Origin of the sequence: Sphingomonas sp., from assembly GCF_041661825.1 — a bacterium.
GTDB lineage: Bacteria > Pseudomonadota > Alphaproteobacteria > Sphingomonadales > Sphingomonadaceae > Sphingomonas.
In genome coordinates this window covers 563,320-588,374 of sequence record NZ_JBAZTU010000003.1, presented here as the reverse complement: position 1 = coordinate 588,374, position 25,055 = coordinate 563,320, and the positions used below count along the sequence as shown (strand labels likewise).

Annotated in this window: 21 protein-coding genes and 1 tRNA gene; 16 read left to right on the top strand and 6 right to left on the bottom strand. The window is 63.5% G+C overall.

Translation table 11 applies throughout. The features are described 5' to 3' along the window. Positions 1–35 precede the first annotated feature (35 nt). Entirely contained in the window at positions 36–947 is a 912-nt protein-coding gene (locus WC729_RS15680; protein ID WP_372854396.1) for a DUF4238 domain-containing protein, read from the bottom strand. Between the two features lie 235 nt (positions 948–1,182). On the opposite strand from WC729_RS15680, the gene WC729_RS15675 reads away from it, so the two are divergent. Both WC729_RS15675 and WC729_RS15670 read left to right on the top strand, forming a co-directional pair. Further along, positions 1,183–2,070: a hypothetical protein gene (locus WC729_RS15675; protein ID WP_372854394.1), complete on the top strand. Its 888-nt coding sequence runs from the start codon at positions 1,183–1,185 to the stop codon at positions 2,068–2,070. Continuing rightward, entirely contained in the window at positions 2,060–6,292 is a 4,233-nt protein-coding gene (locus tag WC729_RS15670) for a hypothetical protein (RefSeq protein ID WP_372854392.1), read from the top strand. Before WC729_RS15675 ends, WC729_RS15670 begins: the two co-directional genes overlap by 11 nt. Before the next feature lie 196 nt (positions 6,293–6,488). Here WC729_RS15670 and WC729_RS15665 read toward each other — a convergent pair whose 3' ends face one another. Further along, positions 6,489–6,665 carry a hypothetical protein gene (locus tag WC729_RS15665; RefSeq protein ID WP_372854390.1) on the bottom strand — a complete coding sequence of 59 codons (177 nt, stop codon included), beginning with the start codon at positions 6,663–6,665 and terminating at the stop codon, positions 6,489–6,491. A gap of 183 nt (positions 6,666–6,848) precedes the next feature. Here WC729_RS15665 and WC729_RS15660 point away from each other — a divergent pair, with 183 nt between their 5' ends. From WC729_RS15660 to WC729_RS15640, 5 genes are all read left to right on the top strand, one after another. After that, complete coding sequence (locus WC729_RS15660) at positions 6,849–7,364, top strand: DUF736 family protein (protein ID WP_372854388.1); 516 nt, start codon at positions 6,849–6,851, stop codon at positions 7,362–7,364. Positions 7,365–7,447: 83 nt separating this feature from the next. Then, positions 7,448–8,497 carry a DUF2493 domain-containing protein gene (locus WC729_RS15655; RefSeq protein ID WP_372854386.1) on the top strand — a complete coding sequence of 350 codons (1,050 nt, stop codon included), beginning with the start codon at positions 7,448–7,450 and terminating at the stop codon, positions 8,495–8,497. Between the two features lie 12 nt (positions 8,498–8,509). Beyond that, positions 8,510–8,740 carry a DUF6117 family protein gene (locus tag WC729_RS15650; RefSeq protein ID WP_372854384.1) on the top strand — a complete coding sequence of 77 codons (231 nt, stop codon included), beginning with the start codon at positions 8,510–8,512 and terminating at the stop codon, positions 8,738–8,740. Positions 8,741–9,099: 359 nt separating this feature from the next. Continuing rightward, the gene (locus WC729_RS15645) at positions 9,100–9,357 is read left to right on the top strand and encodes a hypothetical protein (protein WP_372854382.1); all 258 of its coding nucleotides are present in this window, start codon (positions 9,100–9,102) and stop codon (positions 9,355–9,357) included. Positions 9,358–9,496: 139 nt separating this feature from the next. Next, entirely contained in the window at positions 9,497–10,693 is a 1,197-nt protein-coding gene (locus WC729_RS15640; RefSeq protein WP_372854380.1) for a DUF2493 domain-containing protein, read from the top strand. Between the two features lie 199 nt (positions 10,694–10,892). Here the strand turns inward: WC729_RS15640 and WC729_RS15635 are convergent, their stop codons facing one another. After that, positions 10,893–11,132, bottom strand: coding sequence for a hypothetical protein (locus WC729_RS15635; protein ID WP_372854378.1), 240 nt, complete (start codon positions 11,130–11,132; stop codon positions 10,893–10,895). A gap of 514 nt (positions 11,133–11,646) precedes the next feature. Between WC729_RS15635 and WC729_RS15630 the strand changes: the two genes are divergently transcribed. The 5 genes from WC729_RS15630 to WC729_RS15610 all read left to right on the top strand — a co-directional run bounded on the left by WC729_RS15630 (position 11,647) and on the right by WC729_RS15610 (position 19,476). Continuing rightward, complete coding sequence (locus WC729_RS15630; protein WP_372854376.1) at positions 11,647–11,877, top strand: hypothetical protein; 231 nt, start codon at positions 11,647–11,649, stop codon at positions 11,875–11,877. Beyond that, on the top strand, positions 11,874–13,919 hold the full coding sequence (locus tag WC729_RS15625) for a type IV secretion system DNA-binding domain-containing protein (protein WP_372854374.1): 2,046 nt from the start codon (positions 11,874–11,876) through the stop codon (positions 13,917–13,919). The genes WC729_RS15630 and WC729_RS15625 overlap by 4 nt, the downstream gene beginning before the upstream one ends. Further along, on the top strand, positions 13,916–16,870 hold the full coding sequence (gene mobF / locus WC729_RS15620) for a MobF family relaxase (RefSeq protein ID WP_372854372.1): 2,955 nt from the start codon (positions 13,916–13,918) through the stop codon (positions 16,868–16,870). The genes WC729_RS15625 and mobF overlap by 4 nt, the downstream gene beginning before the upstream one ends. Then, positions 16,848–17,438 carry a lytic transglycosylase domain-containing protein gene (locus WC729_RS15615; RefSeq protein WP_372854370.1) on the top strand — a complete coding sequence of 197 codons (591 nt, stop codon included), beginning with the start codon at positions 16,848–16,850 and terminating at the stop codon, positions 17,436–17,438. The genes mobF and WC729_RS15615 overlap by 23 nt, the downstream gene beginning before the upstream one ends. 472 nt (positions 17,439–17,910) lie before the next feature. Continuing rightward, on the top strand, positions 17,911–19,476 hold the full coding sequence (locus tag WC729_RS15610; protein ID WP_262504329.1) for a recombinase family protein: 1,566 nt from the start codon (positions 17,911–17,913) through the stop codon (positions 19,474–19,476). Here WC729_RS15610 and WC729_RS15605 read toward each other — a convergent pair. The 3 genes from WC729_RS15605 to moaA all read right to left on the bottom strand — a co-directional run bounded on the left by WC729_RS15605 (position 19,466) and on the right by moaA (position 21,380). Beyond that, a tRNA-Asn gene (locus tag WC729_RS15605) sits at positions 19,466–19,540 on the bottom strand. The two genes, WC729_RS15610 and WC729_RS15605, sit on opposite strands and share 11 nt — an antisense overlap. A 60-nt stretch (positions 19,541–19,600) precedes the next feature. After that, positions 19,601–20,374 carry an NAD kinase gene (locus WC729_RS15600; RefSeq protein WP_372854368.1) on the bottom strand — a complete coding sequence of 258 codons (774 nt, stop codon included), beginning with the start codon at positions 20,372–20,374 and terminating at the stop codon, positions 19,601–19,603. A gap of 10 nt (positions 20,375–20,384) precedes the next feature. Continuing rightward, positions 20,385–21,380, bottom strand: coding sequence for a GTP 3',8-cyclase MoaA (moaA, locus tag WC729_RS15595; protein ID WP_372854366.1), 996 nt, complete (start codon positions 21,378–21,380; stop codon positions 20,385–20,387). Between the two features lie 159 nt (positions 21,381–21,539). On the opposite strand from moaA, the gene WC729_RS15590 reads away from it, so the two are divergent. From WC729_RS15590 to WC729_RS15575, 4 genes are all read left to right on the top strand, one after another. Next, positions 21,540–23,525 (top strand): putative bifunctional diguanylate cyclase/phosphodiesterase, encoded by a 1,986-nt coding sequence (locus tag WC729_RS15590; protein WP_372854364.1) that lies wholly within the window; start codon positions 21,540–21,542, stop codon positions 23,523–23,525. Beyond that, positions 23,522–23,953: an SgcJ/EcaC family oxidoreductase gene (locus WC729_RS15585; protein ID WP_372854362.1), complete on the top strand. Its 432-nt coding sequence runs from the start codon at positions 23,522–23,524 to the stop codon at positions 23,951–23,953. Before WC729_RS15590 ends, WC729_RS15585 begins: the two co-directional genes overlap by 4 nt. A 52-nt stretch (positions 23,954–24,005) precedes the next feature. Next, positions 24,006–24,434, top strand: coding sequence for a response regulator transcription factor (locus tag WC729_RS15580; RefSeq protein ID WP_372854360.1), 429 nt, complete (start codon positions 24,006–24,008; stop codon positions 24,432–24,434). Positions 24,435–24,525: 91 nt separating this feature from the next. Next, positions 24,526–25,053, top strand: coding sequence for a DUF4199 domain-containing protein (locus WC729_RS15575; protein WP_372854358.1), 528 nt, complete (start codon positions 24,526–24,528; stop codon positions 25,051–25,053). The last annotated feature ends 2 nt before the right edge of the window (positions 25,054–25,055 follow it).

The window sequence follows — 25,055 nt, the reverse complement described above, 5'->3', positions numbered from 1 at the left end:
GTGAGCGAAGGTGGGCGGGTTGACCCGGTCGGCCTTTAGCCGGGTGGTTTATGGTATCTGAACCCCTGATTTGTCCGCACTTCGATGCGGTAGCCCGCCCATTCAAGGTCGCTCTCAATGTGCCGATCCTCCGCCAAGATGTAGCGAACCGACAGGGCTTCGAGCAGTTGCACCAGATAGTGACGGTTGAGCCCTTGCGCGCTGTCGTCCGGGATCTCTGCGTTGGAATAGCCGGTGAAAGATGCCCCAAGAGTCATTACCACGCCGCAGTGAGGGGTAAGCGGAAGCCACCATGCCCGGGCGGCATCGCCATTGGCGCGCTTGCGCCCCGCTTCTTCGCCCGGCAGTCCAATGGCAATGACGGGGTTGGTCGAAGTTCGAAGCCGCAGCCCGGTTCGATAGACCAGCATGCCCAGTTCCGCCGCATCGTTCAGATATGGCGCTTCCTGCAGAATTCCTTCGTGAAAGAAGGCACGAACGGCATCGGGATGCGCGGCAAGTGCCATGTGCATCGCTCGCTCTTCCTCAGTGTCGTCAGCCGAGAAACCGTGGCGTCGAATGCGCGCCTGTTCCATCTCGATGAAGCGCAGTGCCTCGAGATTGCGGCGTTGAAGATGATGGATGAGCCCATAGAGCGGCTCAATGTCGGTTTCGTCTAACTCCGCCGTGCGGCCAGACGTGACTTTGCGCCATGTGCTTCCCTGCGTGAACGGGGTCTCGATCTGATCGTTGATGGTCCCTTCGATCGACCGCTTCTTTCCCTCGAACTCGTAGTCGTGCAGTTTCTCTTCATATCCGATCCGGGAAATCGACTTCCGTTCGGCGACGATGTCACGACCGTTATAGGCGGCCAACGTCGTGACTTTATTTTCATCATCATGGCACGCGAACTGGCTCAGATAGAATTGCGGTACATAATGATGACGGTGGGGGTCGTTTGAAGTCATGCCGCAAGGTGCCTCTCCACCGACCGGAACACAATGTTCTGGTATCGATCTTGCCGCGGCGCCTCGATGGGACCTTCACGATAACAGTTGGCCTCCCGATCCCTGCGGATTGAAAGCAAGGGTGATCCTACGAGTGCGCCGTCGACCACGCTGCGGACATCACGCTGTGAATCTGTGAGCGACATAAGCTATGCCGTCGAAACGAGATAATGAACCGAGACCACGATTGCCCATGATGACTGACGACTATTTCACAGATCGCGAATTCGGCGCTGTGCCGCGTGCCTCAGAATCGATCGATGAACGTCTTTGGGGCGGACTTCATAGCCTGATCGAAACCCGCCTGGACGATGCCTCCTTCGGTTATCGGTTCCCGTTGGCATGTCCGGACGCGGGGAAGCGTCCTTGTGGCTGCGACCGATCGGCCTTTGCCTTCATGCTCGAAGCCGAGGTGCCGCAGATCGAGTGGCCCCTGCGTCCCAACAAATTGCCGGAGACGCCGGTCATCCTCGATCTTCTCGAATTCTGCGCGAGGGCGGTTGGACAACCCGTTGAAGGCAGTTGGCATGGTTTTTTCGATCATTATCACCTTGCCTGGGATCGCGATCCCGGTCTCGCCGCCTTTATCGCTGAGGTGAATCGCCTCTTCGCGCGCAACGGTCTCGCTTTCGAGATGACGCCAGAGGGCAGGATTCAGCGGCTTTTGCCGGCGACGCTTCGCGTCGCCCTGATGCAGGCGCGGTTCGCGACCGGCGACGCGGAAACCGATCGTCTCCTCGAGACGGCGCGCCTGCGTATTCTCGCTCCCAAACATGAAGACCGTAGCGATGGCCTGGAGAAACTCTGGGATGCCTTTGAACGCATCAAGACGCTTGAGCCTGGCAATGACAAACGCCTCACAGCCGACGCCATGTTGAACTATGCCGCACGGCCAGAATCCAAGTTGCGTGCGACCCTGAGCGTCGAGGCGGACGCGCTCACCAAGATCGGCAACACCCATCGGATCCGGCACTCGGAAATCTGGCAGGAGCCGCTCGAGACGGCCCTTCAGATCGACTATCTCTTCACTCGCCTGTTCGCCTTCATCTATCTCCAACTCAAAGCCAGCAACCGTGCCGCCTAGCAGCGGCACAAAATCTGCCGGAGGAACGCTACGTCCTGAGTCCGGGGGCACTGCTGGCAATCCGAGCTATGCGGCCTACGACTATCAGATCGATGTCACCATCTGGATTGCGCTCGAGATCATGCTCGCCAAGGGGCTGAGTAACGAAATTGAGATTGAACCGCCGTCCCATGAGGACGCTGAGGCGACGCTGAAGGATCCCAACCTGGCTTCGCTCGGCGTTTCTACCGCCACGCGCGACACCCGCCTTATCGTGCAGATCAAGTCGCGCACCACCTCGCCATGGACCTCCAAGGCCTTCGCAGATGTCCTGCTGGGAAAAGAGGCTGCGACCAAATCGAAAGGGAAGGCCAGGGGGCCGGCGCCTCGCGTTCGCCCGCTCGATATGTTGGTCGCCGACCCGACCGCCAAATATCTCTTCATCACCAATGAGGGGCTGGAATCAGGCCTGCGCCTGCATCAGAACATCGCCTTGCTGTCGTTCCCCGACCCCGGCGACCTGCCACCTTATTGCCGCAACGCGCGGACAGCCGCCGAAAAGGCCGCCTTGGGAAAGCGTATCGGCATTTGCGACACGATCACCATGGAGATGCTGAAATCCCGCATCTTCAAGCTTCTCGACAGGCACGGGAATGTTCCGCCCCAGAAGCTGCTAAAATGCCTGGAGGACATGCGTGACGCGGTGCGTAAACGCCTAGGGGGCGAACATGGCGGCCGCTGGACGATGGCGAATCTCCTTGCCAACATCATCGACAATGGTGGCTCACGCCTCGCGCATCGGCGTCACGATCAGTTCGTGCCGCCTCGATCCTTCCTTTCCATTGAACAAGCGCTTCGCGACACGCATGCCGTGATCATCGTTGGCCCGTCCGGCACCGGTAAATCGCTTGCGGCGGATGTCCTTGCGGCAAAGCTGGCGCGCCAGAGCCCAGCATTCCTTGAGCGCCCCGCCCTGGACGCGGGCGAAGCGAACAGCGCTCTCACCGATCCGGGCCCATTGCTGATCTACCTCAGGGATCCTTGGGGAGATTCGGCGCCATCGATCGAAGCCGCTCGGTGGACGTCGAAACTCCCGGGTCTTTTCCGGATGGCCGATAGTGCCCATAAGTTCCTGATCACGACGCGGTACGACATCTTCAAACGAAGCGAGCCGGGTGAGGCTCTCGAATCCTACACGATCGCGATAGAGCCCGAGGACTATACCGCGGACCAACGCGCGCTGATCTACGACAATCATGTTGGCGATCTGAGCGGACATGCCCACGCCTTGGCGCTCGCCCATCGCGATGTCGTTCTGGGCCGGGTTCGTCGGCCCTATGAGATCGAGCGCTTTTTGGCGGCACTGCCTCGCGAGAAGGAGGAGAGCCCGCGGTCGGTCTATGAAATCCTCGATGCTTCCTCGATTGAGGCAATCTCCTCCGTCATTCGGGACCAGACGCTGGGCTGGGGGGACGACGGCGTTGCGTGCGCCGCGGTTCTCTGGGGTCTCCTACGGTCCTCCGGCTCTTTCGACCTGGCCGACCTTCGTCGGGTGTTGCGGATCCTGCGAAACACGCACGGTCAGAAGCCCCATGTCGAAGGGTTTATCGACTTCCTCGGTGCTGGCCGCAATCTTCGGGTAGTTGACCATTCTATCAGACTTCAGCACCCGCGGGTGGAGGAGGGTCTGCGTTTGGCGCTCGCCACGAACCGTGCCGAGACAGAGGCCGTGTTGACCGCCTTCGCCGAAGCGCTTCTGACGATCGCGGGCAGTGACGATGGCTGGGCCTCGCGTGGCGCGGTGGAGATCGTTCGCGCTGCATCCAGTCTGGAGGCGGTCGAGATCGAGCTTGCCGCGTCGGCCCAGGCAAGTCTCGACGCGGTTCTCGCCGCCCGAGTGACGGCTCCCGCCGGCAGCGGGTCGTTCGAACGTGCCTTTGCTGACCTCTCACAATTTGCGTCACCCGATTTCGCTCCGCGCCAGTTTAGCGAATTTCTCATGCGCCTCCCGCCGCGCGAAAAAGGCACATGGCCCGGCCAAACCTGGGTGCCGCCACAGCTGTCGGCCGAAGAGATCGAGCGTTTTCGCGAGGAGCCACAAACGGCCGAGTTGCTGAAAACTTTCATTCGCGGCGTGTTGCCCTTCACCGATGGCGACTATGAAGAGGACTTCCTCTCGTTCGCGCGTTCGTTCAGCGACACCCTTGGCGGCGCCTTCGGCGATGCCGTGGAGACGCTCGCGGCGTTGCAGGCGCCCGGTGACAACATCGACACAATCGTTGCCGGCGCTGTTGCGCCGGGAGGACCGGGCTATGACTTCGTCATCGACAGCTTCATCGAGGCCGAAAATGAGGTCGACTGTTGGTTCGAGAGCTACGCCAACAACGAACAACGACGCGCTCGCGAACACGAGGTGGACGCGATCAATGCCGATCGCATTCTCGAGGAGCCGGGCGAGCGTTACTACACCGCCGACGCGGGCCTTAAATCGGTTGCCCTTTCACGCTTCGCGGCGGAGGGCTGGGATTGGCTGGAGGGGCATAAACACTGCGCTGCGATGGTCTATGCACTTGCGTCTTCGCAGAGCAACGCGCGTGAGAACTTCCCGGCACGATATCTTAAGGTCCTGCTCAAGCACGCGAACGATCGGGCCTTACCGCCTGTCTGGTCACTGATCGAAAAGAATTGGCATGACGAACTGCAGCCTGAACTCGAAACTGCGTTATTGAGAACGAACCTTAGCAGCAAGGGCCTGCGTACTACGCTCGCCAAGCTTTCGTTCACGGCATCGCCTCCCGATGGCGCCGATCTTCTCGCTGGGCTGATCCACAGAATGACACCGGCTCGCAGACTGGAGCTCGTGCTCGATTTAGACCGCGCCTCCCCTAGTGATATCGATTCTAAGGTCGCACCCGCGCGCGTCTTTGCCGATCGCCTTGAAGAGACCGAGCGGGCTATCGCCCATATTCTCGTCGAGATCGACAGCGAAACCGAGATCGGACGGCTCATGCAGGGACGCAGCCCGGAAGTCCGGCAGCGCATCGCCGCACTTTGTCCGGAAAGCCCCCTCGGTTTGGCGGGAATCCTTGTCTGCCTTGCTGCAACCGGCGAAGGCGACATCCTGGAGACCGCCCGCCGGCTACTCGCCACCGGCGATGAAGATGACGGGATGCCAGCAATCATCGCCCTGCGCATCCGGGGCGGGGACGAGGAGCGCGTTCTTATTCGGAATGGGCTTGGCCATCCGCGCTACCACGTCAGACGTGCAGCCATGACCTATCTGGTCGAGAGGAATGAAGCCGAAGATCGGGCGGCGCTGCTGAATATGGTCCGCGATCCAGGAGCAGATGTGCGCCTGGCCTGGGCTGAACTTATGGGCCGTCATAAGTGGAGTGAGGCAGAGCCATTGCTGGTATCGCTCCTTTCCGACGATCGCGATTTCAGTCTTGATCGGTACCATGGCCCCAGCCGGGGTTGGCCGCGCTATTCTGTCGCGCGGGCGGCGGCCCGAGCGCTGGCCGCATTTGGGACGCTGACAGAAGCCTCGATCCATGCCTTGATTGGGTCGCGATGCTCGGAAGATCCCTTCGTCTTTTGCGCTGCCATCGGCGCAATTGCCAAACGTGGCGATCCCCGAGTTCCGACCGTTCTCCGCGAAGCGCTGGATGACCCGGGACTTCATGACGATGCCGACTATCGGGTGGTCGCGCAGGCCGCCGTCTGGGGATTTTTCGACCGCGCTGTGGATGGCCTCGCCATTGAACCAGCCGCAATTGAGAAACTTCGTCTGGTCGCCCTGACGGAACCAGGCTGGATCGCTGGACCAGCTCTCGTCGCGCTCGGAATAAGCGGCGGCGCCGTGAGGGAGCCGCTCTATGACGATCTCATGGCGGCAGCCCAAATGGAGCGCGCGGAATTACTCCAGATAGCAGCGGCCTTGGTTCCGTTGCCCTTCGGCAATCATCCCCTGACGGACGCAATCGTCGCTCGCGTCGAAGCCTTGCAGGAAGACGAGGCATCCCCGGAACCAGACCCCGACCTCGTCACTTGGTGCGAAACACTTGGCGGCACCGACGTCGCCTGGCTGACCGGTTGGGTCGTCGCCGTTTGCCTCAAACTTGATGGATCCAAGCAAGTCGAGGATCCGCGCGCTTATCGCGTGCCGAAGGTGGTTCCGGTGATGACGATGTATTCAATGAGCCCGGATCGGGAAGAGGAGCGCGGGCCAGACGAAGGCGATTGATCGCCGCCGATCCTCTTGGCTCGCGTTTGTTGCGCACCGAGGTAGCGAGTTGATGGCGATTGCCCGCTGGCGCGAGCACCGGCGCTCTATCTCCGCTTCGCTCCGACCGAGCTTCGGCTGCGCCGAATCTCGGCCCTGCGGGTGACGATCACCTATCGCAAGAAGGAGAAGGCGCGGGGCGGTAGAGCGGCCGGGATCAGGAGCGCGGCTTGGCGGTGCGCTTGGTCGTGGTGCGGTCGAATTCTGCGGCCGTCACCTCAAGATCCGTCGCGAGCTGGTGCAGGGCGCGTGATGCGCCCAAGCGAGACATGCCGTCGCCCTGCGCGGCCGAGCCGCCACCGCGCTCCGCCCGAGACCGGGCAATCTTCGCCACCGCGCGTATCGTCTCCGCATCCATCTCTGCAGTCTAGCCGATTCGGGGCCGTGGGAACAGGGGCACGGGCGGCACGGTCGTGCTTCATCTCCGACGGATCGCCCGCCGGCCCGCCCACCGCGGGAGAGAAGAGGAGGCTCTTTGAGAGTGTCGCATGAGCGACATTTTAGAGGAGTGAAGATCATGTCCAAGACTGTTGGAGAGTTCCGGAACGTCAATGGCCAGCTGCTGGGTTTCATCGCCAGCGGCGAAATCGACCTGCAGCGGGCGCGGCTGAAGCCGATCGCCAGCAACAACCCGCGGGCGCCCAAGTTCGAGGTCGAAGCGATCAACCGCAACGGTCGCTGGGTGCCCTATGGCGCGCTGTTCGAAGCGACCGCGATCCACACCACCGGAGAGATTTTCTACTCCGGCGAGCTGGACGACCAGTCCTGGCGCTTCCCGATGCAGATCGCACTGTTCGGGACCGCCGAGGAGGGGTTCCGGGCATCGTGGCGCCGTGACGACATGGGCCGCGCGGCCGGTGGCAAGGCGGCGCGTACGCGCAATAGCGACGACGATGAGGGCGAGGATCGCGGCTTTGGCGGCGGTGAGCGCGGCCAGTTCGCCGGCGGGTTCGGTGGAAGCACCGCGCCGCTTGAGGGTGCGGGCGCGCGCGGCGGGTTCAGCGGCGATCTCGACGAAGAGGTCCCATTCTGAAGCCAGCCTGAGGGAGCCGGGGGGCGCTGCGCGCCTCCCGGCTTCTTTTTGTCCATTCCCATCTTTCAAGAAGGATCTGTCCGATGACCAGGCACGAACCCGTGCGCAGCGTCGATCGCTTTGGCGACCTCAAGCAGCTCTATGCCGAAATGACCGCTACCCCCGAATTCCAGGCCGCCTTTGGTGACCCCATGCCGCTTTCGATCGTCGAGCAAGGTGAAGAACCCGGCGAACATGGCATGCCCGAAGAACTGGCGGCGCAGGCCGATAGCGCGGGCGTGATCGCCACCATCTTCGATCTGTTTACCGACACGCGGCTGGAGCCGCTGGCCGCCGAGATTGCCTGGGGCTTCGTCAATTCCTTTCACTTCGTCGCCGGCAAGCTCGAGCGCCGCGAGGACAGCCTTGCTGTGGAAATCGGCGAGCTGGCCCGTTCCCCCGACATGAGCGAGGTCTATAACCGCGAGCTGGAAGACAAGCAGCTTCTCTGCCAGTCGACCGCCGAGCAGCGTGTCGCGATCGAGACGATGCGCGACTATGCCGCCGAAATGTACCGGGCGATGTCGGGATGGCCCTGGTCGCCCGCGCGCGGGAGCCGCGCTTCGCGCATCTCGACCGCAAGTCAGATCGCCGCGATCGACTTCCTGCGCGCCCGCCAGCTTGATGTCCGCGACCGGCATAATCCGCAGGGACCGATCGTGGTCTTCTCGGGGCCGGCGATCTGGCATGATGTCGACCTGCTCTGGGAACGGCTCGATCGGGTGAAAGAGCATGTCCCGCATATGGTGCTGATGACGACCGCGCAGCGCAGCGGCGCCGACCTGATCGCCGAGAAATGGGCCGCCAGCCGCAAGGTGCAGACGGTCAGGTTCAACCTGCTCGGGTCGGGCATGAAGGCCGCCTTTGCGCGCAATCGCAAGCTGCGCGATCTGAGGCCCGTAATGGCTGTCCTGTGCGAGGGATCGGGCGTCCAGGCCAATCTCTATGAAGAGCTGGATGGCGCAGGCGTGCCGATCCACGCTTTCCGGAAATCGGATCAGGCCCCCGACAAGGGGATGCCGGTGCGCAGGATCACGGACGGACGCCGTTCGGCGCGGGTGGAAAGACGCCGTGCTGCTGCGGCAGTGGCTTGAGGGGGAAGGGACATGGCTATTCCAGACGCCTTTAGGCGGAACTTCTCGACGCTGCTTCGGGCGGCGGAATCGGGAGACCTCGCGCTTGTGGAATGCACCGACACGCAGACCGGCGAGCCTCGCTATGTCATCTGCGCGGTGGGTCGGGAGGGTGGTGATTATGTCATCACCCCCTTCGGTCACCTCCATGACGGCAATCCGTTCGATGCCTACCGGCCGCCGACGGATTCGGTCCTCCACTGACAGCGAGCGTCCATGCTGTCGCTCAGGCTGCGCCTTGCGGTGGGGGCGACCAGCATGAAGATTTCGATCTCGGGGCCCGGCTGCTGCGCAAGCCGTCGCCCGGGGCCTTTGGAAACTGGAAAAGGAGCAATCCCCATGACCGTTGTCCGACTTGACCTGAACGTCTTCGACCCTGCTGCCCTCTAACAGGCCGCGCTGACTTCCTTCGGGAAATCGGAGGATGCGGGGGACCGCTTCGGCACCCCTGAAGCCCCTGACGTCGCCACCTGCATCGTTGAACTGCTCTGCGAGCACATGCCGGTCGATGCGGGCTTTGAGGTGGTGAACTGGTCCGGCACAGGAAGAGAGGAGCAAGAGCCATGATCGAGCGCATGCTGGTCCTGTCGACCGCCAACGTCACCGCTGAGACGTGCAACGTCTATCTGCACACTGCGCCCTTCGCCGCCTTCGAGAAAGGCGATTATGGATGGTTCGTCTATGTGCCCACCGACTTGCCTGATGAGCTGCCCGCTGATCTTGCTGATTGCTTTGACCTCGCAAGCCGGGCCGGGGTGGATTGGATCATGCTTGACCGCGATGCGCAGGAGCATCCCGGCCTGCCCGCCTATGACTGGTGAGATGATGGCGTCTCCCATCCTGTCCTCCCGCTAACTTTGGCTGTGCGTAGAGCTGCCCCATGGGCATCGAGCCCAAGGGTCATCTTTGGCGCCCAGCGGCACCGTTCCGTGTAAAATATCTCTCTCAACAAGTCTTATGATGGCACGGGGACAGCACCGGCCTCAAGGACGGCGGGGCCCCACCATTTTCTTTGGCGAACAGAGGGCAGCGCTCTTCCCCACACCTCGCGCGGCGCCAAAGAAAATCGTGACCCCCACCGCCGCTAAAGCGGTCGCTTCGCGATCCTTGACCCCGGCGCTCGGAGCCCGTGCAGGGGAAATGACCTCTTTCAAGAAAAAGGAGGTCAACATGACGAACTTCAAGCGCACCATCCGGGACTTCACAGAAATCGCCGATCTCATCGCCGCGGAAACAGCCGCGCCCAATAGCGACTTCACCACCGCCTTCAGCTCCGACCTCGACGGGGTCCGCTTCGCACGGGGCGAAGATGAACTGCTCGCCGACATGCCCGATCCGATGCAGGTGCAACTGGCGACCGAACTCCTGATCGGCACCGTCTTCGATGTGCTGCGCGACACCCGACTGGAACGGGTCGCCGAGCGCATCGCCTGGGGCATCGTCAACAGCCTGCACAGCACCGCGCGCGGCCTCGCAGGGCAGGCCGATGATGCCGCGCGGGAGGTGAAGGATCTCATCCGGTGCGCCGATGGCAGCGAGGTGATGATGAACGAACTGGAGGCGGCACAGGCGAAATGCCGGGAGCTGGACGAAGCGAATGATGCCATCGCCTGCATGCGGGACTACGCCGCCGCAGCATTCAGCGCCGAGACCGGCAAGCCTTGGGGCAGCGCGCGGGGGTCACTGGTGTCGAGCAAACGCACCGCCTCGGTCATAGACGCGACCGACTTCCTCGCCGCCCGCCGCAACCGCAGGATCGATCAGCACCATCCGCAGGGGCCGATCGTCGCCTTCTCGGGCGGGGCGGCATGGGACGATTATCGACCGATCCACGCCGCACTGGACAGGGTGAAGGCGTTCATCCCGAACATGGTCCTGCTCACCACGGCACAGGACACCGGAGCGGACGCCATCGCAGAAAGCTGGGCGGCAGCGAACGATGTCAAGCTGGTCAGGCTTGGCCTTCCCAAGGGTCTGGGCAAGCGCGCCGGGTTCGTCCGAAACGACCGCATCGTCGCGCTGCGTCCAGCCGATGCGATCATCTGCGAAGGGTCGGGCATCCAGGCGCATCTCGCCCGCATATTGGGGGAGGCCGGGGTCCGCCCGCGCCTCATCAGCCGCAATGGCGAGGCCCCAGTCTGGGCACGAACGCGGTAAGGTTTACGCCATGGGGACGGTTCGGGTCATGCCCGGGCCGTCCCCTTTTTTGTCGGGCGAACAGGATCGCCGGGCTCAGGAACCCGGCAGGAAGTGCCGGGTCCGTCGCCCGCCGATGCGGTGCCCGAAGGGGCACCGGCCTCCTGCGCGTGGCTCCGCCATGCTCGTCGCTGGGCCGCCCTTCGGGCGACATTGTCGATCAGCGTGGAAGCGCGGGCAGCGCCTTGAGTGCGGCCAGGGCAGGGGCAGCACCGGCGCGGATCGCATGGCCAAGCAGGTCGCGGAACTCGCGTTCCGTGAGCGTCTCCACCGCAAGTTCGGAGACCAGAGCAGCATATTTGCCGCGCAAGGCGCGGCGGGCAATCTCGACTTCGTCATCGAGCTTGCGGCGGCGGGATTCCAGATCGACAAGGCGTTCGCGTTCACTTTGTTTCGGCATGACCATGGTCCTTTTCATGGGTCTGCCCGCCAAGCGTCATCATCCAAAAGCGCGCGCACGCGCGCAAGGCCAAAATTGCCTTGAGGCCCCTTCGGGGGAGCCGCGCCCCTTCCGGTGCGAGGCTACGCAGCGACGCTGTCGCAGCGAAAGGGAGGACGCACGCCGAGGGCGTTTGTAATGCACCCCACGCACGGGTGCTGCTCGGCGATTTCTTTAGCGTTTATAACAGTTTGGATGTGGCACAAATCGGCAGCCATTCTGGCGCTATGTGGCCGCCAGTGGCAGCCAGGCGATGGGTGCGCCAGACCCAAGTCCTTGATCTTCCTTGGCACTATCCGGCTGCCAGTGGCCGCCAGCATAAATCCTTGAGATCAGGCGCTAATTCGAGTATAAGGGGCGCGCTTCATCATGATCGTCAGGGTGCCAGACCGGAGTCTCGCCCTTGGCTCGCATTACGATCCGCGTCGATGACGCCCTCTTCAGGCGCCTTGATGTCCGTGCCCGCGACGCGGGAATGCCCACAGCAACCTATTGCCGTGACATCCTCGGGCGCTTCGAGGGCACCGATCCGTCGGGATACCATGCTCGATTCGACGAGCTCCATGCGACCGGCATCCAGACCCTTGCCATCCTCGCCGCCTCGGTCGGCGGGCGGACGCCGGAAATCCTTGAGCAGGGCCTCGCCGATGCCCGGCGCCTCCTCCGCGAGAGGGGGCTGCTCGATCCCGAGCAGGACCAGGCATGAGCATCTTTCGACACGACACGCTGGGGAGCTGGACCCGCGGCGGCCAGGCCATTGTCCACAATGTCCGCATGACCACGCAGGTCTTCTATCAGACCCTGGTGGCGGGGCTGGTCATCTGGATTGGCGGCATCATCTGGTACGGGTTCGAGAAGTCGACCGAATATGAGCGCTATGTCCTGCTGAAGCTGGGCCAGGCGAGCTTCATGGGGGACGCGGTTCCGGGCAATGCGGCACCCATCCTGTTCAAGACGCCTGCCGGTCGGGAATATTGGACGACCCCCAAAGGGCTGCTCGACTCAGGTCTAGCGCACACCACGCTGGAGGCGTTTGAGCGCTACCTCATCCATGGCGCAGCGCTGTCTGGCATCTTTGCGCTCGCCATGCTGTTCTGGGCGTGGTTCTATTTCACCCGCACGGGAAGGGGGCTCGGCTCCAATCAGTTCCTACGCGGGGCCCGGTTCGGGACCGTCCGGCAGGTACGCCGCGCGCTCTGGCGCCATGCGCGGGGCAGCTTCGAGATTGGCGGGGTCAATGTGCCCGACATCTTCGAGCCCGAGCATATCCTGATCTGTGGTGCCCCCGGCACCGGCAAGACCAACATCATCATCAAGATGCTCGCCGGCATCCGCCAGCGCGGTAAGCGGGCGATCGTCTATGACACCGCCGGCACCTTCGTCGAGAAATTCTACCGGCCCGGGATCGACGTTCTCCTCAACCCGCTGGACGTCCGATCCGACTGCTGGTCACCCTGGGTCGATGTCCCCAAGGACTATCATTATGATCAGATCGCGGAGTCCACGATCCCCGACAAGGCCGGCGATCCGTTCTGGGCCAAGTCCGCACGCGGCACCCTGGTGGCGGTGCTTCGCAAGCTCGCGCGCCAGCAGCGCACGCTGGTCTCCATCCTGCTCGATACCCTGCTGCGATCCAAGCTGAAGGACCTCGCGGCCTTTGCGCAGGGGACCGACGCCGCCGCATTCATCTCCATGGAAGGGGAGCGGACCTCGGCCGGCATCCAGGCGGAGCTCGCCTCGGTGATGCGGTCCTTCGCCTATCTCGACGATACCGAGGATGGCCTGTCGATCCGCGACTGGGTGGCGAACGAGCGGGACGACAGCTGGCTGTTCATCACTGTGAAGGCGGACCAGCTCCCGTCGCTCCGGCCCCTGATCACGGTCTGGCTCGACATCGCGATCAGCGCGATCATGAGCCTGTCGGCCGATCGCAACCGGCGCCTCTATTGCGTGATCGACGAGCTTCCCTCGCTCCAGAAACTGCCCAGCCTCTCCGACTTCCTGGCCCGTGCCCGGAAATATGGCGGGTGCGGTATCCTGGGCTTCCAGAGCTACCCGCAGCTTGAAGCGACCTATGGCATCCAGGATGCCGCGGCGATCACCGGCTATTGCTCGACCTGGGTGGCGCTACGCGCCAACGACACCCCGACCGCGAAACATGTCAGCGAAAATCTCGGCCAAGTTGAGCAGGTCGAAGCGAACGAAGGCATGTCCTACGGCGTCAACGACATGCGCGATGGCGTGAACCTCTCGCGGATGCAGGTGACCCGGCCCCTAGTGATGCACACCGAGGTCACTAACCTTCCCAATCTGTGCGGCTATCTTCGGTTCGGGCGCAATCTGCCCGTGGTGCGTTTCGAGGACAGCTACAATCGCATGCCCTCTATCGCCGTGGCATTTGAGGAACGCGCGACCACCCCTGTCCGGATGCCCATGGGGCCGGTCGCACCGCCCGAGCCGTCCGCTGAGCCAATGCCTGCGGCACCGCGTCCGACCACACGACGGCGCCGCGCGGTCCCTGCGGACACGGGGCCGGAGCTGCCACTGAGCCAACCCGCTACCTTGCCGACGACCGAGGCGGCAGAAAATGTTGATGCGCCGGCTGCGGAGCCTACCGACACGGGCGGCGGCGCAGTGGACGCACCGCCATCGCCCCCACCGCTTACGCTTTACGGGAAACCGACTGCGTTCCGGCTGCGGCAGCATGGCCGCCATGATGGCGACCGGAATTCGGCGGCGCCGGCATGATCAATCCCATCCGCCTCAAGGGCAAGCCCGCCAATATCAGCCGCTACTATACGGTGGGCGACTACTACACCAAGGGCACCGACGAGCATTCAGAGTGGGGCGGCCAAATCGCCACCGAGCTTGGGCTCGAGGGCAAGGTCGACCCGGCTATCTTCCAGGATCTGCTCGCCGGGAAAGTTGGCGATCTTCAGCTCGGCCGTCACCGCGCCGAGGCGAAGATCCAGCATCACCCCGGCTGGGACTTCGCGGTCAATGCGCCGAAGTCCGTCTCGATCATGGCGCTCGTCACGGGCGACGAACGTATCCTCGCTGCCCATGAGAAGGCCGTCGGCGTAGCGCTCGACTATATCGAGGAACATGCTTCCCTGCGGCACCGAGTCGCTGGCGAAATTGTCCATGAAACGACCGGCCGGCTGATCTTTGCGCGCTTCACGGAGCATGCATCGCGCGAACTCGACCCGCACTTGCATACGCACGTTGTCGTCATGAACATGACCAATCGCCAGGATGGCGATCAAATGGTCAGTCTCGAAACCAGGGCGATGTTCGTCGAGCAGATCGTCGCCGGGCAGGTTTATCGCAACGAGCTGGCGCACGACCTTCGCGAGCTTGGCTATCAGATCGGCTTCGACCCCCGCAAAGGCCTATTCGAAATCCGGGGCGTCCCGTCCGAGCTGGCCAAGGCCATGTCGCAGCGGGCTGAACAGATCAATGAGCATGCCAAGGAGCATGGCCTGACCGGGCAGGCCGGCCGGCAGAGATCCTTCTATGCGACGCGTGGCCCCAAGGAGAAAATCTCGTTGGAGCAGTTGCACGACCAGTGGGCCTCCAGATCGGCACCCTTTCGGAAGGCGCTCGATGCCGCCCGGGAAGATGCAGACCGCAGCGAGAACGATGTGCGCCCGCCGGATGCCCGCACGTCGGCCCGCGCGATGCTGTTCGGTATCCGCCAGGCGGAAACCCGGGAGGCCGTCAACAATCTCGGCCGGATGTTCCGGCTCGCCCTTGCCTCCCATGTCGGGGAGGTCCGGCTCTCGGATATCCGGCCCCTGGTCGAGGAGCATGAAAGCCGCTTCAAGCTGCTCGCAACGAGGCATCAAACCGGCGACGAGATCCACACGCGGGGGCGCACAACCCGGCGCACCGCGCGCCTTGAACTGGCTCTGTCCGAGCATCTCTCGCTTTCGCTCAATGATGCCACGCCTATTGCGACCGTCGAGCGCATTCGCGAGGTCATGGCTGAAGCTGGCCTCAATCCTGCCCAGGAGGCAGCGCTCCTCCACATCGGGACGACCAGCGACCGGCTTGTCGGTGTCCATGGCGTCGCCGGCGCAGGCAAGTCGATGTTAGTGAAGTCGCTGAACGATGCTGCCCCACAAGGAATTACACTCGTCGCGCTCGCGCCGACCTCATCGGCGGCGGCCAAGCTAGGCGCCGACGCACGGATCGACTCCCGGACTGTCGCCAGCCTTGTCGCCGGGGGCGGGCGCAACATCGACGACAGCTATACCCTCGTGCTCGACGAGGCCGGCCAGCTTGGCAACCGGCAGGCGCTTCGCGTCCTTGAGATCAGCCGTATGACCGGCGCTCGGCTGATCGTCCTCGGCGATAACAAACAGACCGGCGCAATCGAACAGGGGAAGGCCTTCTGGCTGTTGCAGAAGCTGGGCCTTCCGACGGCCGAGCTTACCGAGTCCATACGCCAGGAAACCCGGATGATGAAGGCAGCGGTGACCCAGGCTCGCCTGGGTAACTATGCCGCCTCGCTGGAGAACCTCGACAAGGTGACCAGCGGCGGGGATGCAGAGGCCCTCGCCAGGGGACTGGTCGGCGAATGGACCAGGCTGAAACCCGAGAACCGCGCGAACACCAACATCCTCGTCCTGGAGAATGCTACCAGGTTGATCGTCAATACCAAGATCCGGGAAGCTCTGAAGACGGAGGGCGCAATTGCGGCGGAAGACGCCCGGCTCTCAGTCCTGACGCCCGCCGGGATGACCGATCAGGAGAAGCACTTTACCCGCTTCTATTCGGGCGGGCAGGTCCTGATCTTCTCGCGGGACAATGCGGGCCTGGGAGTCGCCCGCGACACCGAATATCGTGTCGTCGGGATCGGCCGTGATGCGAACGGCCGGCAGGTGGTCCGGATGGTCGACGAACATGGTCGGACCATCCGGTGGGACCCTCGTATCGGACGTGCCTCGCAGGTCAATGTGTTCCGCAGCGAAGAGCGCGATTTGGCCACGGGTGACCGCATCCAGTGGCGTTTGGTGAGCCATGACCTTGGTTTGAAGAACGCCGAGCGCGGCACTGTCGAGCGTCTGGATGGAGCAGTCGCGACGATCCGCTGGGACCGGGAAGGGCGAGTCCAAGACATCGACCTTTCCCAGCACAAAAGCTGGGACCACGGCTACGCGGAGACGGTCTATTCTGCCCAATCGAAGACTTATGATCGCGCTTATGTGCTCGCGCCGGTGAATTCCGGGCTGGTGACCGGCCAAAACTATTACACCGCGATCACGCGCGCGCGTTACGGCGTAAAGCTGTGGACCGAGGATCGGGAGCGCCTCGTCGACAAGCTTGAACGCCACTCCGGGGAGAAGACCTCCGCTCTGGAAGGCCTCGGCCGCCTCGATCGCGACAGTCACAGGGCTCGCGAGGAGCGCCATGGAGAGCGATGGGATCGGCTGCGCGATCAGCAGCGCGGTGAGCGCCAGGAACGCAAGGAGCGGATGCGTGCGGAGCAGGAGGCCCGCAACCGGCCCGAACAGGGCGGCCTGGCCCATCTGCTTGCCGGTCGTGCGCAGTCTGCGGTGGAGGCTGTGGACCGGTGGCTTACGAACATCCTGACGCGGAGTGTTGAGGAGGGGCCACACACCCAGACGGCGCCCTCACGTGTCGATCCGGCCCCCGCACAAGAGCACGACCATGGGGCTGGCCATGATCACTAGGGCCGCTTTTGCACCCAGGTTCGCGCCGATCTTCATCAGGGCGGTCTTGGCTGCCCTGATGTTCGCATTCCCTGTCCATTCCCTGGAAGCCCGAACGACCCGTCAAAACACGATCGACGAGCAGATCGTCGCGACGTGCATCGCCCGGTCAGCTGCCGGCCGCAATTGGCTTGCCAAGACGCTCTGGGGATTGCGTGATCAGGAAGGCGGCTGGATTGGCGCGGAAGTCGCAAACAGCGACGGCAGCCACGACCTCGGGCCATTGCAGGTCAATAGCTGGTGGGTACCGCGGCTGGCGACGATCACCGGTCGGCCGGAGCGACATGTCCGCCATTGGTTGAAACAGGATGCCTGTTTCAACGTCGAAGCCGCGCGCTGGATATTCCTCTCCGGGTTGGCCACCACGCGCGACTATTGGAAGGCGATCGGTGTCTATCATAGTCCCACGGGATGGCGGCAACAACGCTACACCTCGAGCGTCCTCGTTCATCTACGGCGACGGTTCGGGGCCAGCCTCTTTGCTCGACCCTCAAAGGGGCCGTCGCCAGTGTCTGTGACTACGCCATGAGGCGTCGTCGTCGGCCGAAGGTTCTGGGAGCCAATTCACCATCCCGACCGCCCGTAGGGGCAGAAGTTGTCGCCTCACTTCCAGCATTCGATTCCGAGCACGATCCAGAGCCCGTCGAACCGCCACCAATACCCTTAGTGACTGTAGCCTCCGGGATGCATGACACTCCGCCTAGCTTTGGAAGGCGACGGGTTTCCAGACGCGCGATGTTCTCGGCCGCCCTAGTCGCTGACGCCAGAGCATATTTCGAACAGCACCTCGATCGTCCTGTCAGCGACGATGAAGCGAGAAACTTTCTGGGGGATTTCGTGGATTTTTTCACCGCTTTCGACAGTCGCCAATAGGATCGTGAGGAACCGCCAACTGCAAGGAAAACCAAACAACCCCAAGTAATTCACATATCGAACTTCGCCAGATGACTTTCAAAAATGGGAGGATGGATGGTATATTGGGGTAAGGAGGAGTAATTGAGATGACGAGACCCCGCGCAAAGATCGTACAACCGAAGGCAAAGCGTATCATTCAAGAACGCAATAAGGCGGTCATGTACGCACGAGTATCGACCAGCGAGCAAGAGAAGGAAGGATTTTCTATCCCGGCACAGCAGAAGTTGATGCGAGAGTATGCGGCTCAGAACGGCATAACGATTGCCTCTGAACATGTTGACGTTGAAACCGCGAAGCGCGCCGGTCGTACCGGATTCGAGGAAATGCTTCGCTACATCAGATCCCATCCGAGCGTCAGAACGATTCTGGTCGAGAAGACCGACAGGCTCTACCGCAACCTCAAGGATTGGGTGACGGTCGACGGATTGGATATCGAGATCCATTTCGTGAAGGAGAATGTCGTTCTCTCTCGGGATTCGAGATCGTCGGAGAAGTTCATGCATGGCATCAAGGTTTTGATGGCCAAGAACTACATCGACAATCTCTCTGAGGAGACCCGCAAGGGAATGCTCGAAAAGGCAGAGCAGGGGATTTGGCCGACATTCGCTCCCCTCGGTTATGTGAATGTGATGGGCCCGCTCGGCAAGAAGGTCATCACAATCGATCCGGATATCGGTCCGTTGGTGACCCGCGTGTTCGAATGGTTCGAGAGCGGCCAGTATTCGCTCAAGGAAGTTACCCAATTGGCCGTCCGGGCTGGCCTCCGGTACCGCAAGAGCGGAAAACCAGTGGGCGTGAGCACGATCAACACAATGCTACGCAGCCGGATTTACACGGGTTCGTTCGAATGGCTGGGCAAACTCTACAAGGGCTCGCATACTCCGCTGACGACCTTTGCCACCTGGTCCAACGTGCAAGAGATCCTGGATGGCCGGAGCATCTCCAACGTCCACGGCAATCGGCTTCAATTTGCTTACACCGGACTGATCACCTGCGGTCACTGCGGTTGCGCGGTCACGGCCGAGATCAAGAAGGGCCGATACATCTACTACCACTGCTCCAGGTTCAAGGGGCGCTGCCCAGAACGATACATACGGGAGGAGGCGCTCGACGAGCAGTTTGCAGCTGTCCTCAGGCGGCTTCGGCTGGATGATGCGTCATTCCGGCTCATTGAGCGAGCCATCCGTGAGAGTCATGCAGACGAGCGGCGCGACCGCGACGAATCGGTTGAGCGCTTGCGGGCTGAGGCCGATCGCCTTCAACACCGATTGGACACTCTTTACCTCGACAAGATCGATGGGCGGGTCACGGTCGAATTCCACGACCGGGTTTCAGCGACCTGGCGTGAAGAGCGGGATCGGACGCTGCGAGATATGGAGAGCTTGCATGCCGCCGAGGACGACCTGATTGATGATGGTCTGGCGCTGCTGGATTTCGCGAGGACCGCCCACAACCAGTTTGCGGATCAGCCCTTGGCGACCAAGCGGCGGGCTCTGAATTTGATATTATCGAACTCGTCATTCGCGGGTGGAGCGCTGACCGTCACGTTCCGAGAACCGTTTGGAATTCTTGAAAAAATCGGCGGAACTGGCGGTTCCGGCCCAGCACCAAAAGGGGGCAAAAAACCCCCACTTTTAGAATTGGCTCCCTGAGTTGGATTCGAACCAACGGCCGCTCGATTAACAGTCGAGAGCTCTACCGCTGAGCTATCAGGGAACACCGTGCGGAGGCGCTGTATAACCTGCGATTCGCACGATGCAACCCCATCAGGCCCCCTCACGCGATGAATTGTTCCATCGTTATCCGGTCGTCCAAAGCATGCTCCGGATCGAACAAAAGCGTGAGCTCGCGCGCGCGGTCGATCACGATATCCACCTTTGCCACTTCGCGAATCTCGCGCTGGTCGGCGACGGCGCTGACCGGGCGCTTGGCCGGCTCGAGCACGCGCAGCGAGATGCGCGCCTTGTCGGGCAGGATGGCCCCGCGCCAGCGCCGCGGCCGGAACGGGCTGATCGGGGTCAGCGCCAGCATCGCCGAGCCGAGCGGCAGGATCGGCCCCTGGGCGGAGAGGTTGTACGCGGTCGATCCGGCGGGCGTGGCGACCAGGATGCCGTCACAGGCGAGCTCGTCGATCACGATGCGCTCGTTGACCGTCACTTCCAGCTTGGCGGTCTGGCGGGTTTCGCGGAGCAACGAGACCTCGTTGATCGCAGGGAGCTTGAAGACTTCGCCGCTGGCGGTCTCCGCTGTCATGCTGAGCGGGATGACCTTGAATTCCTTGGTGCGGGACAGCCGTTCGTCCAGCCCGTGGCGACGCCATTCGTTCATCAGGAAGCCGACCGTGCCGAGGTTCATGCCGAACACCGGCACGACCGGCTTGCGGCGCTCCAGCATCTGGTGGAGCGTCTGCAGCATGAAGCCGTCGCCGCCGAGCGCGACGATCATCTCGGCATCCTCGACCGGCACCCAGTCATAGGCATCGGCAAGCTCCTCCGCCGCGGCCTGGGCGGGTGGCGTCGGGGAGGCGACGAGCGCCCGGCGAATGCTCATTGGGGCAATCTCATCCGCCGGTGACGCTCATATGGCGCGACACGGCCGGCGCGGCGGCGGCGATGTCGAAATCATGGCGCGCGGGCTTGGACGCCATCGCCCGGTCGAGCGCTGTGTCGAGGCCGGCCAGACCGCCGTCGCGCAATGCCTGCTTCAGATCGACCTGATCGTCATGGCCAAGGCAGGTATAGAGTATGCCCTCGGTCGTCAGTCGCACGCGGTTGCAGGTGTCGCAGAAATTGGCAGTGAGCGGCGAGATGAGCCCGAGCCGGGTGTCGGTCTCCGAGACACGCCAATAGCGCGCCGGGCCGCCGCTGCGATGCGTGTCGCGTGTCAGCGGGAAGCGCGCGGCGAGATCGTCGAATACAGCGGTAAGCGGCAGGAAACGATCGGCGCGGTCCTCGTCGATCGCGCCAAGCGGCATGGTCTCGATCAGCGACAGGTCGAAGCCATGGTCGACGCACCAGTCGAGCATCGGCGCGATCTCGGCCTCGTTGAGGCCCTTCAGTGCGACCATGTTGATCTTCACTGCCAGGCCGGCGTCGCGCGCTGCCATGATACCGCCGATCACCTGCGCCACATCGCCGTGGCGCGTGATGTAGCGGAAGGTCTCGGGATCGCGGCTGTCGAGGCTGACATTGATGCGGCGGATACCTGCTGCGGCCAGCTCTGCGGCATGGTTGGCGAGCCGGGTGGCGTTGGTCGTCATGGTCAGCTCGTCGAGCCCGGCCCCGACATGGCGTCCGAGCCGCCGCACCAGATCGCCGACGTCACGGCGGACCAACGGCTCGCCGCCGGTGAGGCGGATCTTGGTGATGCCGCGCGCGATGAAGCGCTCGGCGATCAGCGCGATCTCCTCCAGTTTGAGCAACGCGGCGCGCGGCAGGAAGGTCATCTGCTCCGCCATGCAGTAGCGGCAGCGCAGATCGCAGCGATCCGTCACCGAGATCCGCAAATAGCTGATCGTGCGGCCATGGCGGTCGATCAGGGCGGGGGCACTGGCCATGTGCAGGAGCTAAGCCTTCGCGGGGGCGCTAACAACCCCGTTTGGCATTCCCGTCCGGCTTCGGGACCGCCCAAGCCTTGTTCTTCGCCGCCAAAGCCGTGATGAAGGGGTTGGACGGTCCCTCGACAAGCGCAGGGCGAACGGAGAAAACAGGAGACCGTGATCGACGCCGAGCCCAGCCATGGCCCTGCGCCCCTTTTCATCCTGTCGTTCCGGCAGCGCGACGAGCTTGCCGAGCTTGCGGCGGGTGCCGGCTGGCAGGTCGTGGCGGCGCGGCGCGCGGCGGGGGCGGAACGGCGGTTCGTGACGAGCGGGGCAGCGGTCGCGGTAGTCGATGCGCGCGGCGCACTGAGCGAGGGGCGGGAGGCAGCGTCAGCGCTGGGTGGCGCGATCGCGGCCAATGGCGGTGCCTTGCTCGCCCTGGTCTCGCGCGGCGACACTACCGCGATCGGTGATTTCTATGACGCCGGGGCGACGCACTTCCTCGCGAGCCCGTTCAGCGAGGCCGAATTTCTTCAGGCGCTGCGCTATGCCGCGCGCCATGCCGAGCGCATGGCCGGGGACTGGCGCGCGACTGGACCGTCCGAGCCGCTCGGCTGGCGGCTCGACGTGGCGACACGCGCGCTGTTGCTCACGCCCGCCTTTGCCCGGCTGCTCGATGTCGATGAGCACCCCAAGCTGGTCGCGCTGTGGCGGCGGATCGACCCGGTCGAGCGCCGGGCGGCAATGGCATCGATCCGGCGGCTGTCGGCGACGCGGCAGGCGACGGCGTTCGCGCACGATCTCACGGGGCTCGGCCGAATCGTGCAGCATCTCCAATATGATGCGAAGGCCGGGCGCATCGACGCGCTGATCGAGCCGCTGGGCAGCGCTCCGGAACCCGCGGCCGTCCTGCGCGACGCACTGATCGGTACGCGCGACGCCGGGAGTGCGCGGCGCTGGGTCGAGCGGCGGCTGAGCGATCCCGAGGGGCGGCCGCTGACCGCGATGCTGGTCGCGCTCAATCGGTTCGACATGGTCAATGCCGCTTATGGTCGCGCTACGGGTGACGCGCTGCTCCGTGCGGCATTCAAGCGGATCGAGGAGGCGGCGGGCGGTGCGCTGGTCGCGCGGCTCGGCGGCTCGGAATTCCTCGTTGCGATCGAGGATGCCGGCGCCCGGGTCGACCTTGCCGCCGAGCGGATCGCCGGGGAACTGGCGCGGCCCTTCGTGACGGGGGAGACGATTGCCGTGCTGGGCTGCCGGATCGGTATCGCCGGGCGCGAGCCGGGCGATACCGCCGCGAGCCTGCTCCGCCGGGCGAGCGAAGCTTTGGCCGATGCCCGCGCCTCCGACAGCGCCACGGTGCGCGTCGCTGAAGCGGGCGGTGGAGAGGAATCGATCGATGCCCTCGCGGTCGAACTGCGCCATGCGATGGAGCGCGGCGAGATCGACATCCTGTTCCAGCCCCAGGTGTCGGTCACGACCGGTGCGATCGTCGGGGTCGAGGCGCTGGCGCGCTGGGACCATCAGGTGCTGGGCACGATCGGCGCGGAGATCCTGTTCGCGGCGGCGGCGCGCGCCGATCTCGAGATCGGGCTTTCCGACCATATCCAGCGCATCACGCTGGACCGGGCAGCGGCGTGGCCGGCTGCGCTACGCAGCCTTCGCCTGTCGATCAACTTGACCGCGGGCGATATCGCGCGGCCGGGTTTTGCCGATCTGTTCCTCGACCGGGTCGATGCGAGCGGCTTTCTCCGGTCTCGCCTGACAGTGGAGATCGTCGAGAGCGGGTTGATCGAGGATCTGGGCATCGCCTCGACCTTGCTCGCGACCTTGCGCAGCGCTGGGGTGCGTGTCGCGATCGACGATTTCGGGACGGGCTATTCGAGCCTTGCCTATCTCAAGTCGCTGCCGCTCGATTATCTCAAGATCGACAAGAAGATGACTCAGGACATCACCGGCACGACGCGCGACCGGGTGGTGGTGCGCGGCGTGATCGACATGGCGCGCTCGCTCGGCCTGGTCGTTATCGCGGAGGGTGTGGAGACCCAGCAGCAGCTGGACCTGCTCGCGAAGGATGGGTGCCAGATCTATCAGGGCTTCCTCCGCTCCGAAGCGATCTCGACCGAGGCGCTGGTGGCGTTGATGGAGCCCGTCTCATGAGGGCGCTCGCAGCGCTCGCCGTCATCGCGCTGGTGGTGCCGGCTGCCGCCGCGCCGTGCGAGGACGCCAACGCCGCGATCATGGCGGTCATGCGGGACAGCGCAGCCGGCTGGACGGCGCGCGATCTCGATCGTTTCATGGCGGTCTATGCCGAGGATGCGACCTTCGTGGTCGGCGACGGGGTGATCCGCGGCAAGGCGGCGATCGCCGCGCGCTATGCGCCGCGCTTTGCGCCGGAGGCAGCGGCGAAACGCGGTGCGCTGAGCTTCGAGCAAATGGCCTTCCGCCCGATCGATCCGTCGCACGCCCTGCTCGTCGCGCGCTACCGGTTGAAGGTCGCGGGCGCGGCGGACCAGACCGGCCCCACCTCGCTGCTGTTCGAGAAACAGCGGGAAGGCTGGAAGATCGTCGCGGATCACAGCAGCTGAGGGGAGGGGCCGCCCTCTCGCCTGTCACCGTCTTTTCTGGCAGCTTCGTGTGATGGTGCGGACGGTCATTCTCTACGCGATCCTGCTGGCCGCTTCGGTCGGTGCGCTCGAATGGCTGCAATATCGCTATCTCACCCGGGCCTTTTCGACTGAGATCTATATCGCGCTGCTGGCGGCCGGTTTCATTGCGCTGGGCATCTGGGTCGGGCGCCAGCTGACGCCGAGACCAGCGGGCCAGGCGTTCGAGCGGAACGACGCGGCGATCCGGGCGCTCGGGCTCACACCGCGCGAGTGCGAGATCCTCGAACTGCTCGCCTCGGGCCAGTCGAACAAGGAGCTGGCCCGTACGCTTGGCATTTCGCCGCACACGATCAAGACTCATGTCGCGCGCCTCTACGAGAAGCTGGAGGTGCAGCGGCGCATCCCGGCGGTGGAGAAGGCGCGGTTCCTGGCGCTGATCCCGCCGGCGGATCGGGCATGAGGGCGATCTCGCGAAAATCACCCGTTCGGGCGATTGGCGAGATGGGCGCTTTCCTGCCCTTTCCGGCCTTCAACAGCGGGAGTCTGGAATCGTGAAATACGCCTTCATCTATGGGTCGTTGTCGGGCCTCGTCATCATCCTGACCATGCTCGCCGGCATCGTCTTCAGCGAGCAGGGCAGCTTCTTCAGCTCGGAATGGTTCGGCTATCTCGTCATGCTGGTGGCACTGACCTTCATCTTCGTTGGGGTGAAGCGCTATCGCGATATCGAGCGGGGCGGGGTCATCACGTTCGTCCGCGCCTTCGGACTGGGCCTCTCGATCGCAGTGGTCGCGGGGCTTGCTTATGCGCTCGTCTGGGAAATCTATCTCGCCTCCACCAACTATGTGTTCATGGACAATTACATTGCCGGAATTGCCCGCGCGAAGCAGGCTGCGGGGGTTCCAGCCGCCACTATTGCAAGGCAAATGGCCGAGTGGGAGCAGGTTCGGGTGAACTATCGCAACCCGCTATACCGTATCCCGATGACCTTTATGGAGATGTTCCCGGTCGGCCTGCTCGTCGCTTTGGTGTCGGCGGCGCTGCTGCGCAACCCGAAGTTGTTGCCGGCAACGCGCTGATC